The organism is Sphingomonas sp. Ant20 (genome assembly GCF_000783375.1).
Taxonomy (GTDB): domain Bacteria; phylum Pseudomonadota; class Alphaproteobacteria; order Sphingomonadales; family Sphingomonadaceae; genus Sphingomonas; species Sphingomonas aerolata.
This window is the reverse complement of the sequence record NZ_JRVI01000022.1, coordinates 1-14,900: the sequence shown is the minus strand read 5'-3', so window position 1 is coordinate 14,900 and position 14,900 is coordinate 1. Positions and strand designations below refer to the sequence as shown.

Here is a 14,900-nt window from a genome sequence, read left to right as displayed (position 1 = left end):
AGCGTGGCGAGTGCGGCGGGCGAGGGGAGGCTGCGCAGGTCGACCGCGAGATCGGCGGGGGGCTCCCACGCGCAGGGGTTGATCCCGGTCGACAGGTCGAGCCAGGGACGCGGCGCGTGCGGGTACAGCGCCTGCGCGCTGTCGATCCGGCCGCCATGTTCCATCAGCGCGTGCACATGCGTCCCCTGCGCCGGCGATGCCGCGGCGTTGCTGCTGGCCTTCGCCATTCGCCGGCGATAGCGCAAGGGGCGATGGAGGAGACGGTCGTGCAGGGGTTTGGAAAGACGGTGTTGGTGACCGGCGGTGCGCGCTCGGGCAAGAGCCGCCATGCGCAAACTTTGGCAGAGGCGGGGGCAGAGGCGGCAGGTGGCCACGCGCTGGTCTATATCGCGACCGCGCAGGCGTTCGACGGGGAGATGACCGAGCGGATCGCGCGGCATCGCTCCGAGCGGGACGAACGGTGGCGGACGGTCGAGGCGCCGCTCGCGCTGGCGGAGGCGATCGTCGAGGCGGATGCGCCGGACGGGGTGGTACTGGTCGACTGCCTGACCTTGTGGGCGTCGAACCTGATGCTGGCGGAGGCGGATGCGGAGACGGCGATCGCCGCGCTGCTGGACGCGATCGGTCGCGTCGAGGGGCGGCTGGTGCTGGTCACCAACGAGGTCGGGATGGGGATCGTGCCCGACAATGCGATGGCGCGGCGGTTCCGCGATCTGGCCGGGATGCTCAACCAGCGGGTCGCGGCTGCGGTCGAGACGGTCGATCTCGCGGTGTCGGGGCTGACGATCCGGATGAAGGGATAGGGTGCCCCCTCCCGTACGGGGAGGGGCGGTTAGCGTCAGAACGAGACGCGGGCGCCGAGCGAGGTGACGATCGCGCTGGCGTCGCGGAGCGCGCCGTTGGTGCGGATGATGCTGCCCGCGACCAGCGTGGCGCGGTCGATCGTCGTGTTCTCGAAGTCGACATATTACGCGGCGGCGTCGACCGCGATGCGCGGCGTCACCTGGTAGGAGGCACCGGCGGCATAGGTCCAGCGATCGGCGTCGGGGACGCGCGCGTCGCGCTGGCCGTCCTGGGTCGGCGTCTTGGTGCGCTGGACACCGCCACGCACGGTCAGCTTGGGCGTGACGTCATAGTCGAGACCGCCCGCGAGGCTCCAGCTGTCGCGGTAGTTTTCCGGGATCGACGTGTTGAGCGGTGCGCCGAGATCGATCGTATCGAACTTGCTCCAGTTGAACGCGATGACCTGGGCGTTGAGCGTCAGCTGATCGGTGGCGCGGACGCGGCCCGCGACGATGACCTGACCGGGGGTGTTGAACTCGGCGGTCGCGCCCGAGACCTCGGTGTTGCCGCCGGCGAGCGGGCCGAGCAGGCCGGTGACGACGAGGTCGCCCTTCAGCTTGTGACGGATGCTCGACTTGTAGGTGACGCCGACGGTGGCGAAGTCGTTGTGGAGCTGGACGCCCGCGGTCCAGCCGAGATCCCAGCCGTCGCCGCTGAGTTCCTGGCGGCCGTCGGGCTGTGCCGCGGAGACGTTGGGGAGCGCGTTGCTGAGGATCGCGTCGGTATATTCGACGTTGAGCGCACCGCCGACGCGGAGCCAGTCGGTCAGCTCGACGCCGATCGAAGGCTGGATGTCGATCGTGCGCAGGCGCGTCTTGTCCGCGCTGTAGCGGGCCCAGCTGTCGGCGTCATAGTTGGTCGTGAAGCTGAACGGCGAGGTGACGACGAGGCCGACCGCGATCCGGTCGGTCAGCGGATAGGCGACCGCACCCGAGGGGACGACGCCCTTGTTGACGGGGTCGCTCGAGTTCGACTGGCCGCTGATCGCGGTGCAGGGCTGGCCGCCCGGACGGCAGATCTGCGAGCCGGTGTCGTTCACGTCGCCGCGCGGGATGATTGCGCTGGCGCTGAGCGTCGCGCTGCCGTCGCGGATGCCGGCGATCGCGGCGGGGTTCCACCAGAGCGATGCGGCGCCGGTATCGGCGGCTTCACCCGAAAACGCACGGCCCGCGCCGCGCGCCGACTGCGCCTGGAGATAGAAGGCGTCGGCATAGGCGGTGCTGGCGCATCCGAAAGCGGAGACGAGCGCGGTCACGGCCAGCAACGGGGGCCTTGGTACGAAACGACATTTACAAAATTCCTGAACGCTAACTTTTGGGGAGATGAAAGGGACCTGGGATCAGCGGACGCGCGTCCAGGTCTGGGTCTTGCAGAGCGGGAAGAAGACGCAGCCGCGCAGCTTGAGCTGATTCGCGCCGACCGGGGTGATCTTGCCGCTATAGGTCTTGCCGTCCTCGGCATTGTAAACCTGGCCGCTGCTCCAGACGCCGTCCTTGTCCGACTTGAAGCCGCTGAGCATCTGCATGCCCTGGATCGGGCGGCTGCGCAGCGCGGTGTTGCTATTGTTGGCGTCCTTCATCGACGGGTTGGTACGCAGCGCGTCGGAGGTCAGGATCTTGCCGCAGATCGAGGGGCCGCAGCGCGCGATCTCGACGATGGCGTTGTGCGTCTCGGTCCGCCAGCGGCCGACCACGGTGTCGGCGGTCGCGGGCGCGCCGGCGAGCAGCGCGGCGATCATCATCAGGGACATCGTCTATCCTCTCCTAGTGTCGGGACGCCGCATCTGTACGGTCACCCAGTGTATTTGCGAGCCCCGCGACCTATTCGCGAGTCTCCTGCCGTATACGGCATGTCATCGACCCGCCTAGATTTGTACAAACAATAGTCAAGTGTTCTTACTGATCCGGGCGGGTGAAAAATTGGTCATGCGCGGGTGTTCCCCCGCTCGCGCGGGGGAACTGTCTCAGTTGCGCAGTGGCTTACCCGTCTGGAGCATGTGGACGACGCGCGCCTGGGTGCGCTGGTCCTTGACGCTGGCCATGAAGGCGGCGCGTTCGAGGTCGAGGAGCTGCGCCTCGGTGACGGTGTCGACGAGGTCGGCCTCGCCGCCGGTCAGCACCTCGGCGAGACGGTCGGCGACCACCACGTCATAGTCGGTCGCCATGCCCTTCTTGTGGAAGTCGGCAACCGCCATCGACAGACCGGTACGACCGCTCGCGCCTGCCAGACGGAAGGTCGGCGGCTCTGGGGCGACATAGCCCTCGACCAGCGACAAGGCCTTCGCCTTGGCGTCGGCGAGCAGGCGATCGCGGTTCATCGTGATGCCGTCGTCCTTGCGCAGGATCATCATCTCCTTCGCCTCCGCCGCCGACTTGGCGACCTGCGCGGTGGAGACCGCCTGGAACACCTTGGTCAGCGCGGGCATCGGGCCGTTGGGGAGCGTGCGCGACTTGGTCCAGCGGTCGAGCATCTCGCCATTGCCGCCCCAGCCCGGCACCAGCCCGACGCCGCATTCGACGAGGCCGGCATAGGTCTCGGCATGCGCCTGGACCGCGTCCGAATGGAGCAGCATCTCGCAGCCGCCGCCGAGCGCGAGCCCGGCGGGCGCGCTGACGACGGGGAAGGGCGCGTATTTGAGCGCCTTGTACGCCTGCTGGCCGCGCGCAACGCTGGCCTCGACCATGTCCCAGAGGCCCGCACCGACCGCGAACATCGCCGCGCCGAGATTGGCGCCCGCCGAGAAGTTGCTGCCCTCGTTATAGACGACCAGCGCCTTGAAGCGCTCGCGCACGACCGGGACCGCCTCCTCGATGAGCGCGATGACCTGATCGTCGAGCGCGTTCATCTTGGTGTGGAATTCGAGCGCGGCGACACCGTCGCCGACGTCCCAGAGCGACGCCGAGGCGTTGGTCAGGACCGGCTGCGACCGGAGCTTGATGTCCTCGAGCAGTTCGACGCCGTCGGCGCGCGGTACGTCGACATAGTCGCCGGCGGTTGTCAGATACTGGCGATTGCCGTTCTCGACGCGGTAGAAGGGGCGGTCGCCCGCGGTCGTCAGGATCGCGGGCACGTCGCGGCCCTCGGCGGCGAGACGCTGGGCGAGCACGCCCGGCCCCATCCGGTCGATCAGCTCGAACGGCCCGTATTTCCAGTTATACCCGAGCTTCATCGCGTCATCGATCGCGACGATATCGTCCGCCGCCTCGCCGACGAGCATGGCGGCGTAGGCCAGCGTGTTGCCGAGGATCGTCCAGGCATAGGTGCCGATCCGGCCGGGCTCGGCGATCAGCGCGGCGAGATCCTTGCCGGTCTTGCCGGGCAGCTCGGCGGGCTTCGCCTCGGGGCGATAGTCGCCGGTCGCGAGGTCGAGCGACAGCTTAGTGCGCGTCGCCTTGTCGAAGCGGTAGAAGCCGCCCTTGCCCTTGCGGCCGGTGAACCCTTCCGCGATCATCTTGTCGACGAGCGGCATGTCGCGGACGGTGTCGAAATAGGGATCGCCCGCGGGGAGCGTCGAGGAGAGGCTCTTCGACAGCAGCGGCATCAGGTCGACGCCGACGAGATCGACGAGCCCGAAGATCCCGGTCTTGGGCACGCCCATCGGCCGGCCACCGATCTGGTCGGCCTCCTCGACGGTCAGCCCCTGGTCCATCGCCGCGTTGATCGCGATCGCCAGCCAGTAGGTGCCGATACGGTTGGCGATGAAGCCCGGCGTGTCCTTCGCGCGGACGATCCGCTTGCCCATGAAGCGATCGACGAAATCCTCGACCTTCTCGGCGACCGCGACGTCGGTATGCTCACCGCGGACGATCTCGACCAGCCGCATGTAGCGCGGCGGGTTGAAGAAGTGGGTGATGAGGAAGTCGGCCTTGAACTGGTCCGAGCGGCCGTCGACTAGATGGCCGAGCGGGATCGTCGAGGTGTTCGAAGACACCGCGGTGCCGGGACGCTTGAGCGCCTCGAGCTTTGCATAGAGCGCCTGCTTGATGTCGAGCCGCTCGACGATCGCCTCGACGATCCAGTCGCACTCGGCGACGCGGTCGAGATGGTCGTCGATGTTGCCCGTCTCGACCAGCTTTGCCGCACGCTTCGACATGAAGGGCGCGGGGTCGGTCTTGAGCATCTTCGCGACCGCGCCCTTGGCGACCGCATCGCGGTCGTCACCCTCGCGGGGGACGATGTCGAGCAGCAAGACCGGGATGCCGGCATTGGCGACCTGTGCCGCAATCCCTGCGCCCATCACGCCTGCGCCGATGACGCAGACTTTTTTGATCTGGTCCGACATCATGCGCGCTCCAGCACCGTTGCGATGCCCTGACCGCCGCCGATGCACTGGGTGGCCAGCGCGTAGCGGCCGCCTTCGCGGGCGAGCAAGGCTGCGGCCTTGCCGACGATCCGCGCGCCGGTTGCGCCGAGCGGATGGCCGATCGCGATCGCGCCGCCATCGAGGTTGATCGTCTCGTCCTTGAGCCCGAGGTCGCGGATGCAGGCGATCGCCTGGCTGGCGAACGCCTCGTTGATTTCGACCACGTCGAGGTCGGCGACGGTGATGCCGGCGCGCTCCATCGCCTTTTGCGAGGCGTAGATCGGGCCGAGGCCCATCGTCGACGGCTCGTTACCCGAGACCGCGACCGACTTGATCCGCGCGAGGATGGTCAGGCCGTGCTTCGTCGCGAACTCTTCCGAGGTGACGAGGACGGCGGAGGCGCCGTCGGTCAGCGGCGAGGAGGTGCCGGCGGTAACCGAGCCGTCCGCGCTGAATGCGGGCTTCAGACCCGCGAGCGCCTCGGTCGTCGTGCCCGCGCGGATCGTGCCGTCCTGGCTGACCGGGCCCGCCTTGGTCTGGATCGTCACGATCTCGTCGGACAGGCGGCCATCGGCGCGCGCGGCGGCGGCCTTGTCCTGGCTCTTCACCGCGAACGCGTCCTGCTCGGCGCGGGTGATCTGATAATCGCGTGCGACGTTTTCGGCGGTCTCGCCCATGCCCATGTACGCGCCGGCGTTCTTCTTGAAGAGATCGGGGTTGGGGAGCGGGTTGTAGCCGCCCATCGGCACGCGGCTCATCGATTCGAGCCCGGCGCAGATGAATGCGTCGCCAGCGCCGATGTTGATCTGGCCGACCGCGATGTGGATCGCGCTCATCGACGAGCCGCAGAAGCGGTTGACCGTCATGCCGCCGACCGACAGCGGCAGGTCGGCGAGCAGGCCGATCATCCGCGCGACGTTCAGGCCCTGCTCGCCCTCGGGGAAGGCGCAGCCGAGGATGATGTCCTCGATCGCGGCGGGATCGACGCCGGTCTTGTCGAGCAGCCCGCGGATCGTTTGCGCGGCGAGATCGTCGGGGCGGACGCGGGCGAGGTCGCCCTTGCCGGCAAGGTGGAACGGCGAGCGGGCGTACCCGGCGATGACGACGTTGGTCACGATGATCCTCTCCAATTGCAATCGGTCCGCTTAAGACTTGCGGGCTACCCTTAAGGTGCGATACCTCTCCTATACGTCAAGGTGATGCGGCCTACAATATCAGTCGAGAGCGCACGCCGAAAAGGAGAGAGAGATGCTGGACACCGACGGCCGTGCGATCGGCGTACCGCTAGAAGGCGAAGCGCGTTTGCTGGGCGACATGCTCGACACGGCGGTCCGCCGATTCGGGTCGCGGACGGTGCTGGATTTCCTCGGGTCGACGATGACCTATGCCGAGCTTGGCGACGCGGTCACGCATGCAGCGCGGGGCCTGCAGGATCTCGGCGTGGTGAAGGGGACGCGGGTCGCGCTGTGCCTGCCGAACACGCCTTATTATCCGGTGCTGTTCTTCGCGGTGCTCAAAGCAGGCGGGATCGTCGTCAACGTCAACCCGCTCTATGTCGAGCGCGAGCTGTGCCACCTGCTGCAGGATTCGGGCGCGGAGATCATTGCGACATGCGACATCGCCGAGATCCATGCGCGCGTCCTGAAGGTCGCGGGCGAGACGGGGCTGCGGCATGTCATCACCTGCCCGATCGCGGGTGCGCTGCCGACGCTGAAGTCGATCGCCTACCGGATCTTCAAGCGCGCCGAGATCGCCCAAGCGCCGAACGACGCGCGGCATCGCAGCTTCGACTCGCTGGTGCGCGCAAAGGGCGCGCCCGCGCCGGTGGCGGTGACGCCGGACGAGGTCGCGGTGCTGCAATATACCGGCGGGACGACGGGCGAGCCCAAGGCGGCGATGCTGAGCCATGCCAATCTTGTGTCGAACGCGGATGCGATGATGACGTTCGTCGGCGGCGAGACGCCCGAGCAGGACCGGGTGATGGGGGCGCTGCCGCTGTTCCATGTCTTCGCGCTGACGACGGTGCTGACCTATTCGATCCGCGCGGGCGCGCAGATGATCCTGTTGCCGCGGTTCGAACTGCAGCAGCTGCTAAAGACGATCGTGCGGACCAAGCCGACCTATTTCCCCGCGGTGCCGACCATCTATGCCGCGATCACCAAGGCGGCGGAGACGCAGCCGATCGATCTGTCGTCGATCCATGCGTGCATCTCGGGCGGCGCGCCGCTGCCCGCCGAGGTGCGTACCGCGTTCGAGGCGGCGACGGGGTCGAAACTGGTCGAGGGCTATGGCCTGTCGGAGGCGTCGCCGATCATCACCTGCAATCCGATCGAGGGGTTGAACAAGCCGGGATCGGCGGGGCTGCCCTTTCCCGGCACGATCATCGAGATCCGCGACCGCGAGGACCCGACCCGGCTGCTGCCGGTCGGCGAGAATGGCGAGATTTGCGCGCGTGGTCCGCAGGTTACGCAAGGATATTGGCACAAGCCGGAAGCGAGCGCGGCGCTGTTCGCGGACGGCGCGCTGCGCACCGGGGATGTCGGGCATCTCGACGCGGACGGCTATCTGTTCATCGTCGACCGGATCAAGGACCTGATCCTGTGCGGCGGCTACAACGTCTATCCGCGGGTGATCGAGGAGGCGCTGTACGAGCATCCCGCGGTCGCCGAGGTGGTGGTGATCGGGGTCGCCGACGCCTATCGCGGCCAGGCGCCCAAGGCGTTCGTCACGCTGGTCGAAGGTGCGGTCGCAACCCCTGTGGAATTGCGTGATTTTCTGCGCGACAAGATCAGCAAGATCGAGCTTCCCCGCGAGGTCGAAATCCGCGACACTCTGCCCAAGACGTTGATCGGCAAGCTATCCAAAAAGGAACTTGTCGCGGAGGAAGAGGCCAGGCTGGCACACGCGATGCCGGCCGGGGCGGCGTCGGGGGGAGAGGGGAGCGACACCGTGAACGAGCGGCAGGACGATCTTACCGGGATTCAGGACGTGTCGCAGGCGCTGGGGGTCAGCGCGCGGACGCTGCGTTTCTATGAGGACAAGGGGCTGATCGAGCCGTGCCGGATCGGCACGACGCGCGTCTATACGCGGCGCGACGTCGCGCGGATGCAGCTGATCTTGCGCGGCAAGCGGCTGGGATTCTCGCTGCGCGACATCGAGGAGTTTCTCGTCCTGTATGATGCGGATCCGCAGCATGTCGAACAGATGCGCGCGCTTGCCGAACGCTGTCGCCAGCGGATCGACGACCTCCAGCAGCAGCAGGCGGCGATCGCGCAGACGCTGGAGGAGCTGGAGAAGATCGAGGCGCAGGCGCTCGAGCGGATTGCGTCCTCACCGGCGTGTAACGCGTGCGCGGTTGCGCCGGCTCGCGCGGCGCGGCAGGGACGGGCGATGCGTACCATCTCCTCCGCCGTCGGCGTTCGTCTCTATCATCTCGACGATGTGCTCGAGGGCGGGGCGGCGACGACCTTGTTCTATGGCCCGCTCGGCGAGGCGCTGGCGATTTCCGCGCAGCAGCCCGAGGAGGTCCAGGCGGGGCTGTACATCGCGACCGAGAACGACGTTGTCGCCTATCTCGACCTCGACGACTGAGGCTCAGGCGCCGGCGGTGAAGCCGTCGTCGCGGTCGGCGGGGACGGGCGCGCTGACCGCCTTGCAGATCGCCCGGAGTGCAGGCTTCAGCCCCTCCTCGAGCGTCGGGTGATAGAAGGGCATGTCGAGCAGGTCGGTCGCGGTGCGGCCCTGCTGGATCGCCCAGGCGATCAGGTGCGCGCTGTGCTCGACCCCGGGGGCGGCCATCGTCGCGCCGGTCAGCCGGCCGGTGCCCGCCTCCGCATAGAAACGGATCAGCCCGGCGTTGCGCGCCATGACCTTCGCGCGACCCTGATCCTCGTAGGAGGCTTCGCCGATGACGATGCCGTTCTGGTCGTCGGGGGTGATGTCGCCGATGACCGCGACGGTCGGGTCGGTGAACATGATCGCGAGGGGGACCATCCGCGGGCCGGGGGTGACGTCGGGGAACTGCGCGGCGTTGCGGCCGGCGATCATCCCCTCGGCGGACGCCTCGCCGAGCACGGTGCGGTCGTGATCCGCGTCGCCGGCGATAAAGATCGGCGCGTCGCCGCACTGCATCGTCGTTTTGTCGAACACCGGCGTGCCGTGATCGTCGAGCGCGATCCCGGTGGTCTCTAGCCCGAGGCCCTTGAGCCGCGGCGGCCGGCCGGTCGCGACGAGCAGATAGTCGAAGCGGCGGGATCCCGATTGCTCGCCCGACCAGGACAGGCGGACGCCGCCGCTGTCGGGTTCCGCCTTCAGTTCCATTTCGAGATGGATCGGCAGTTCCTTGTCGAGGATACCGTGCAGCACCGCCGAGACCATCTCGTCCTTCAGCGCGGCGAGGCCGGGCGACTGGTCGAACACCATCGTCTCGACCCCAAGCCGGACGAGAGCCTGGGCGAGTTCGAGGCCGATCGGGCCGGCGCCGATCACACCGACCGAGCCGGGCAGGGTCGGCAGTTCGAAGATCGTCTCGTTGGTCAGCACGCGGTCGCGGACCGCGTCGAAACTGTCGGGGATGTTCGGGTAGGAGCCGGTGGCGATCACGATTGCCTTGGCGGTCACGGTGCGGCCGTCGTCGAGGCGGAGCGTGGTCGCGTCGACGAAACGCGCGCGGGCCTGGACCTTCACGCCGTCGGGAAGCTTGTCGAGCGAGTCGCAGACGCCCGCGACGAACGCGTCGCGCTCGCGCTGGACGCGCGCCATGACTGCGGCCCCGTCGATCCGTGGCTCGGCGGTGATGCCGAAGACCGATGCCTGGCGGACCGCGTGCGCGGCGTGAGCGGCGGCGATCAGCAGCTTGGAGGGCATGCAGCCGACGCTGGCGCAGGTGGTGCCCGAGAAGGTCTCGTCGATCAGCAGCGTGCGCGCGCCGTTGCGCCGTGCGTTGCGCTCGGCCGCGAGACCGGCGGTGCCCGCGCCGATGATCGCGACGTCGCAGGTTAACTCGGGGCTGGTGTTCGGCATGATCGACTCCGTCTCCGGAGTATTCCGGTCATGGCAGCGAAACCTTCCAACCGCCTGACCCGTTCCGCATGCCGATCCGATAATCACCACGATCCGAGGACCCGCCATGCTGACCGTCCATCACCTGAATTTCTCCCGGTCTTCCCGCATCTTGTGGCTGCTGGAGGAACTGCAGCTGCCCTATGAGCTGGTCCGGTACGAGCGCGATGCGAGCTTCCGTGCGCCCGCGTCGCTGAAGGCGGTGCATCCGCTGGGCAAGGCGCCGATCGTGCAGGACGATGAGCTGACGCTTGCCGAGAGCGCGTCGATCCTGTCCTATCTCGATCGCAAGTACGGCGGCGCGCGGCTCAGCCCGCCCGAGGGCACGCCCGAGGCGGCGATCCATGACGAATGGCTGCACTATGTCGAGAGTTCGGCGGCGTTCCCGATCATGATGACGGTGATCGGCAAGATGATGGGCGGGCTGCCCGAGGGCCTCGGCAAATTCTCCGAGCCCGAGGTCGCCAAGACCTTTGCGTACATCGCCGACGCGGTTGGCGAGGGGCCGTATCTGATGGGGGCCAAGCTGACGCTGGCGGATATCCAGATGTCGTACCTGCTCGCGACCGCGGAGAGCGCGGGGCTGCTGAAAGACCAGCCGGTGGTGAGCGCGTATTTCGAGCGGCTGAAGGCGGTGCCGGGCTATCAGAAGGCGATCGAGATCGGCGGGCCGCTGGCGCCACCGCGGCGCTGACGTGTGAGCGGACCGGCGCTGCGATACGGCAGCGCCGGTCCTGTCGGCTCAGCGTGCCTTGAAGCGGATCGCCTGACCGCCGCCGGGCGCGAGCGCGAGCGTCAGCGTGTCGCCCTTGCGGACGCGCTTGGTCTCGATCGTGATCGCGTGGCGTGCGGTCGTCTTATAGTCCGCGCCGGGGCCGTCGCGGTAGATCTGCGCGGTGTAGGTCCTGCCGGCGTCGAGGAAGTCGAGCGCGACGGTGAGCGTCCGGGCATTCTCGTCGGTGACGCTGCCGACATACCAGTCGTTCGACTTGCGGTCCTTGCGCGCGAAGGTGACGAAGTCGCCGACCTCGCCGTTGAGCACGCGGGTGTCGGACCAGTCGGTCGGCACGTCCTTGATGAACTGGAACGCGGCGGGATATTTCGCGTAGTTCTCCGGCGTGTCCGCCGCCATCACGACGGGCGAATAGAGCACGACATAGAGCGCGAGCTGCTTGGCGATGGTCGACAGGAGATCGCTGTCGTCGGTGCCCTTGAGGCTGAGCACGCCGGGGGTGAAGTCCATCGGCCCCTCGAGCATCCGCGTGAAGGCGAGGTTCGCCTCATGCTCGGGCGGGTTCTTGCCGGCCCAGCTGTTATATTCCATGCCGCGCGACCCCTCGCGCGCGATCCAGTTGGGATAGGTGCGGCGCAGGCCGGTGTCCTTGACGGGCTCGTGGCTGTCGATCGACACCTTGTACTTGGCGGCGGTGGTGACGACGCGGGTATAGTGGTTCACCATCCACTGGCCCTCATGCCATTCGCGGTGCTGCGACCCGTCGGGATCGACGCGTTCGATCTGGCCCGCGTCGGTGACATAGCCGGTCTTGATCGCGGGAATGCCGTGATCACGCGCAAAGGCGAAGGCGCGGTCGAGCTGGCCGTCATAATGGCTGGCCGAGCCGCCGGTCTCGTTATGACCGATCAGATAGACGCCCTTCGACTTGGCGTATTTGGCGAGATAGCCGGCGTCGAAATCGGGGGTCGGCGTGTCGAACTGCATCGCGGTGCCGTCGCCGAACCAGTCGCCGTCCCAGCCGACATTCCAGCCCTCGACGAGCACGCCGGGGATTTTGTTCGCGCTGGCGAAGTCGATATAGGTCTTCACATGCGCGGTGGTGGCGCCGTGATTGGGGCCGGTCGCCCAGCTCCACTTGCCGGTGATCATGTTCCACCACACGCCGACGAACTTGCCGGGCTTGACCCAGCTGACGTCGCCCAGCTTGTTGGGCTCGTTCAGATTGAGCTCGATATGGCTCATGTAGAGGCCGGGCGCGTCGTCCGAGAGGATCAGCGTGCGCCAGGGCGTCGCGAACGGGCCGGTCCGCGTGACCTTGGGCGCGCCGGCGCCGGGGGTCAGCACCGCCTTCAGCGTGTTGCCCTCGACCTTGGCGACGTTCATGCCGGCATAGTCGACCAGCGCGGCCTCGTGCAGCGCGACATGCGTGCCGCCCGCGAGCTTCAGCGTGATCGGCGTCGCGGCGGTGCCGACATCGGCGAGCGGCGTGCGGTTGTAGAGATATTCCTCGCGGTTCCATTCGAAGCCGGGCTTCCACCAGGCGGTCGCGTCCTCGGCAAAGGCGAACTGCGTCAGCTCCTCGGCGATGTTGACGGTCTTGAAGTTGGGCTGGTCGGGGAAGACGTAGCGGAAGCCGATGCCGTCGTCCTGAAGCCGGAACACGACGTCGATCGCGCGCTGCAGCCGGTCGGTCTCGCGCAGGCGGACGCGCATCTCGCTATGGTTGTCGCGGATCGTCTTCCACTCGCCCCAGGGCTGCGTCCAGGTCGAGTCCGCCTTGTCGCGGGTGACGGTCTCGATCTTCAGATGCCGGTCGAACTTGGGCGCATCGGTGAAGAGGAAGCCGAGCCGCGACGGCTTGACGATCAGCGTGCCCTTGCGCGTGACGCTGTAGGTCGCATGGCCTTCGCCGTCGGTCGCGACGGTGACCGCGATGCTGCCGTCGGGGGAGGTCGCGATCGCCGAGGGGATCGTCGGGACGGGCTGCGGCTTGATCGTCTCGTTCGTCGTGACCGCGGGAGCGGCCTGATCCTGCGCCATCACGGGTGCGGTCGTCGCGAGCAGGGTCGCAAGTGTGAGCGAGAGGGTCTTCATGATCCGGTCCTTTCGACGATCAGCGCGGCATAGCCGCCCAGTCGTCCTATCGTTGCGTCGTTGATGCTGTCGCGGACGCGCCAGTGTTCGGGGGTAGCGGGGCTCCACGCGACGGGCGTCGCGGCCATGTTGAAGACGCAGAGCAGGATCTGGTCGCCGTCACGGCGTTCGAAGGCGAGCAGCGTGTCGGTGACCTCGGTCAGCACCAGATCGCCGATCGCAAGCGCGGGGATCGCGCGGCGCAGCGCGAGCAGGCGGCGGGTGAGCGCGAGCAGCGAGTCGGGATCGCCCTCCTGCCGGTCGACCGCGAGCTCGGGATGATCGTTACCGACCGGGAGCCACGGCGACGCATCGGTGAAGCCCGCATGCGGCGCATCGGCCCGCCACGGCATTGGCGTGCGGGCGCCGTCGCGCGACAGCGTCAGCGGCCAGTTGGCGATCGCCTCGGGATCCTGGAGCTGGTCGAACGGCACCTCGACCTGGGTGAGCCCCAGTTCCTCGCCATAATAGAGGAAGATGTTGCCGCGCAGGCAGACAAGCAGCGCGATCTTCATCCGCGCGAAGGCGTCGCGGTGATCGGGGCCGATCCAGCGCGAGACGGCGCGCGGGGCGTCGTGATTCTCGAACGCCCAGCTCGGCCAGCCCATCTCCGCGTCCGACGGCCAGAGCGTGATCGCGTCGGCGACGGTGCTGGGGCGGAGGTCCGACGCGTAGAGGAAGTCGAAGCCATAGGCACTGTTGAGCCGGGTCTGGCCACGGGTGAACAGCTTCATCTCGCGGTCGCTGTCCGCGCCGCCGACCTCGGCCACGGTGAAGCGGTCGCCATAGCCGTCGATCAGCCGCCGCAGTCGTTCGAGAAAGGCGGGTATGTCGGGATGGCTCTGGTTATGGACATGCGCCTGAAAGTCGAAGGGGCGCGTCTTCAGACTGTTGTCGGTGACCGGCGGATTGTCGGTCAGCGCGGGGTCGTGCATCGCGAAGTTGATCGCGTCGAGACGGAAGCCGTCGACGCCGCGGTCGAGCCAGAATTTGGCGGTGTCGACGATCTCGTCCTGAACGTCCGCGTCGTGGAGGTGGAGCTGTGGCTGCTCCTTCAGGAAATTGTGCAGATAATATTGGCGACGGCGCGCGTCCCAGGTCCAGGCGGGGCCGCCAAAGACCGACTGCCAGTTGGACGGCGGGCTGCCGTCGGGCTTGGCATCGGCCCAGACATACCAGTTCGCCTTGGGGTTGGTGCGCGACGAACGGCTCTCGACGAACCAGGGATGCTCGTCCGAGGTGTGGCTGTAGACCTGGTCGATGATGATCTTCAGCCCGAGCGCGTGGGCGCGCGCGATCAGCGTGTCGAAATCGGCCAGCGTGCCGAAGATCGGGTCGACATCGCGGTAGTTCGCAACGTCATAGCCGAAGTCCTTCATCGGCGACGTGAAGAAGGGCGAGAGCCAGACCGCATCGACGCCGAGGCTCGCGACATAGTCGAGATGGCGGGTGATGCCGGGCAGGTCGCCGATGCGTCGCCGTTCGAATCCGCAAAGCTGCGCGGATAGATCTGGTAGATGACCGCGCCCTTCCACCAGGGTCGGTGCACGGGCAGGCTCGTATCGTCGGGCATCAGCGGGTCTCCGCGGCGCAGACCGCATAGCCAAAGGCGGGGATGGTCAGCGTGACGCTGCCGGGGGCGGTCGCGCGCGCGGCGCAAGCGCCGGCGAGCGTATCGAAGCGGGCCGAGCGAGTCTCGACCTGGATCGCGCTGGTCAGCGGCTTGGCGCTGGTGTTGTACGCAAGGAGCATCTCGGCGCCGGTCACGGGATCGAAGCGCGAGACCGCGAACAGGCCGGGCGTATCGCCCGCGCGCGCGCGCGC

Annotated in this window: 8 protein-coding genes and 4 pseudogenes; 3 read left to right on the top strand and 9 right to left on the bottom strand. The window is 67.6% G+C overall.

What is annotated here, in order from left to right; genetic code table 11:
• Positions 1-227, bottom strand: a pseudogene (locus tag NI18_RS05060) (hypothetical protein); the annotation flags it as partial.
• Between the two features lie 24 nt (positions 228-251).
• On the opposite strand from NI18_RS05060, the gene cobU reads away from it, so the two are divergent.
• Complete coding sequence (cobU, locus tag NI18_RS05055) at positions 252-803, top strand: bifunctional adenosylcobinamide kinase/adenosylcobinamide-phosphate guanylyltransferase (protein WP_037528556.1); 552 nt, start codon at positions 252-254, stop codon at positions 801-803.
• A 35-nt stretch (positions 804-838) separates the two neighbouring features.
• Here cobU and NI18_RS05050 read toward each other — a convergent pair.
• The 4 genes and pseudogenes from NI18_RS05050 to NI18_RS05035 form a co-directional block, all read right to left on the bottom strand.
• Positions 839-2,107 (bottom strand): annotated as a pseudogene (locus NI18_RS05050) (porin).
• A gap of 75 nt (positions 2,108-2,182) precedes the next feature.
• Positions 2,183-2,593, bottom strand: coding sequence for a DUF2147 domain-containing protein (locus NI18_RS05045; RefSeq protein WP_037528554.1), 411 nt, complete (start codon positions 2,591-2,593; stop codon positions 2,183-2,185).
• 213 nt (positions 2,594-2,806) lie between these two features.
• Positions 2,807-5,125, bottom strand: coding sequence for a 3-hydroxyacyl-CoA dehydrogenase/enoyl-CoA hydratase family protein (locus NI18_RS05040; protein WP_037528563.1), 2,319 nt, complete (start codon positions 5,123-5,125; stop codon positions 2,807-2,809).
• Complete coding sequence (locus tag NI18_RS05035) at positions 5,125-6,261, bottom strand: thiolase family protein (RefSeq protein WP_031395136.1); 1,137 nt, start codon at positions 6,259-6,261, stop codon at positions 5,125-5,127. Before NI18_RS05035 ends, NI18_RS05040 begins: the two co-directional genes overlap by 1 nt.
• Positions 6,262-6,394: 133 nt before the next feature.
• On the opposite strand from NI18_RS05035, the gene NI18_RS05030 reads away from it, so the two are divergent.
• On the top strand, positions 6,395-8,737 hold the full coding sequence (locus NI18_RS05030; RefSeq protein WP_084215046.1) for an AMP-binding protein: 2,343 nt from the start codon (positions 6,395-6,397) through the stop codon (positions 8,735-8,737).
• A gap of 3 nt (positions 8,738-8,740) precedes the next feature.
• On the opposite strand, the gene NI18_RS05025 is transcribed toward NI18_RS05030, so the two are convergent.
• Positions 8,741-10,168: a dihydrolipoyl dehydrogenase gene (locus NI18_RS05025; protein WP_037528552.1), complete on the bottom strand. Its 1,428-nt coding sequence runs from the start codon at positions 10,166-10,168 to the stop codon at positions 8,741-8,743.
• A gap of 106 nt (positions 10,169-10,274) precedes the next feature.
• Here NI18_RS05025 and NI18_RS05020 point away from each other — a divergent pair, with 106 nt between their 5' ends.
• Positions 10,275-10,901: a glutathione S-transferase gene (locus tag NI18_RS05020; protein WP_037528549.1), complete on the top strand. Its 627-nt coding sequence runs from the start codon at positions 10,275-10,277 to the stop codon at positions 10,899-10,901.
• A 48-nt stretch (positions 10,902-10,949) separates the two neighbouring features.
• Here NI18_RS05020 and NI18_RS05015 read toward each other — a convergent pair whose 3' ends face one another.
• The 3 genes and pseudogenes from NI18_RS05015 to NI18_RS05005 all read right to left on the bottom strand — a co-directional run.
• Complete coding sequence (locus tag NI18_RS05015) at positions 10,950-13,037, bottom strand: glycoside hydrolase family 97 protein (RefSeq protein WP_031440680.1); 2,088 nt, start codon at positions 13,035-13,037, stop codon at positions 10,950-10,952.
• Positions 13,034-14,649 (bottom strand): annotated as a pseudogene (locus NI18_RS05010) (alpha-glucosidase). The gene NI18_RS05015 and the pseudogene NI18_RS05010 overlap by 4 nt, the downstream one beginning before the upstream one ends.
• Positions 14,649-14,900: pseudogene (locus NI18_RS05005) on the bottom strand (alpha-amylase); the annotation flags it as partial. The pseudogenes NI18_RS05010 and NI18_RS05005, both read right to left, overlap by 1 nt.

What these genes read in the sequence shown, in the direction of transcription:
- NI18_RS05045 (WP_037528554.1), bottom strand. Translation starts at nt 2,593, where the DNA reads ATGTCCCTGATGATGATCGCCGCGCTGCTCGCCGGCGCGCCCGCGACC.
- NI18_RS05040 (WP_037528563.1), bottom strand. Translation starts at nt 5,125, where the DNA reads ATGTCGGACCAGATCAAAAAAGTCTGCGTCATCGGCGCAGGCGTGATG.
- NI18_RS05020 (WP_037528549.1), top strand. Translation starts at nt 10,275, where the DNA reads ATGCTGACCGTCCATCACCTGAATTTCTCCCGGTCTTCCCGCATCTTG.
- NI18_RS05030 (WP_084215046.1), top strand. Translation starts at nt 6,395, where the DNA reads ATGCTGGACACCGACGGCCGTGCGATCGGCGTACCGCTAGAAGGCGAA.
- cobU (WP_037528556.1), top strand. Translation starts at nt 252, where the DNA reads ATGGAGGAGACGGTCGTGCAGGGGTTTGGAAAGACGGTGTTGGTGACC.
- NI18_RS05025 (WP_037528552.1), bottom strand. Translation starts at nt 10,168, where the DNA reads ATGCCGAACACCAGCCCCGAGTTAACCTGCGACGTCGCGATCATCGGC.
- NI18_RS05015 (WP_031440680.1), bottom strand. Translation starts at nt 13,037, where the DNA reads ATGAAGACCCTCTCGCTCACACTTGCGACCCTGCTCGCGACGACCGCA.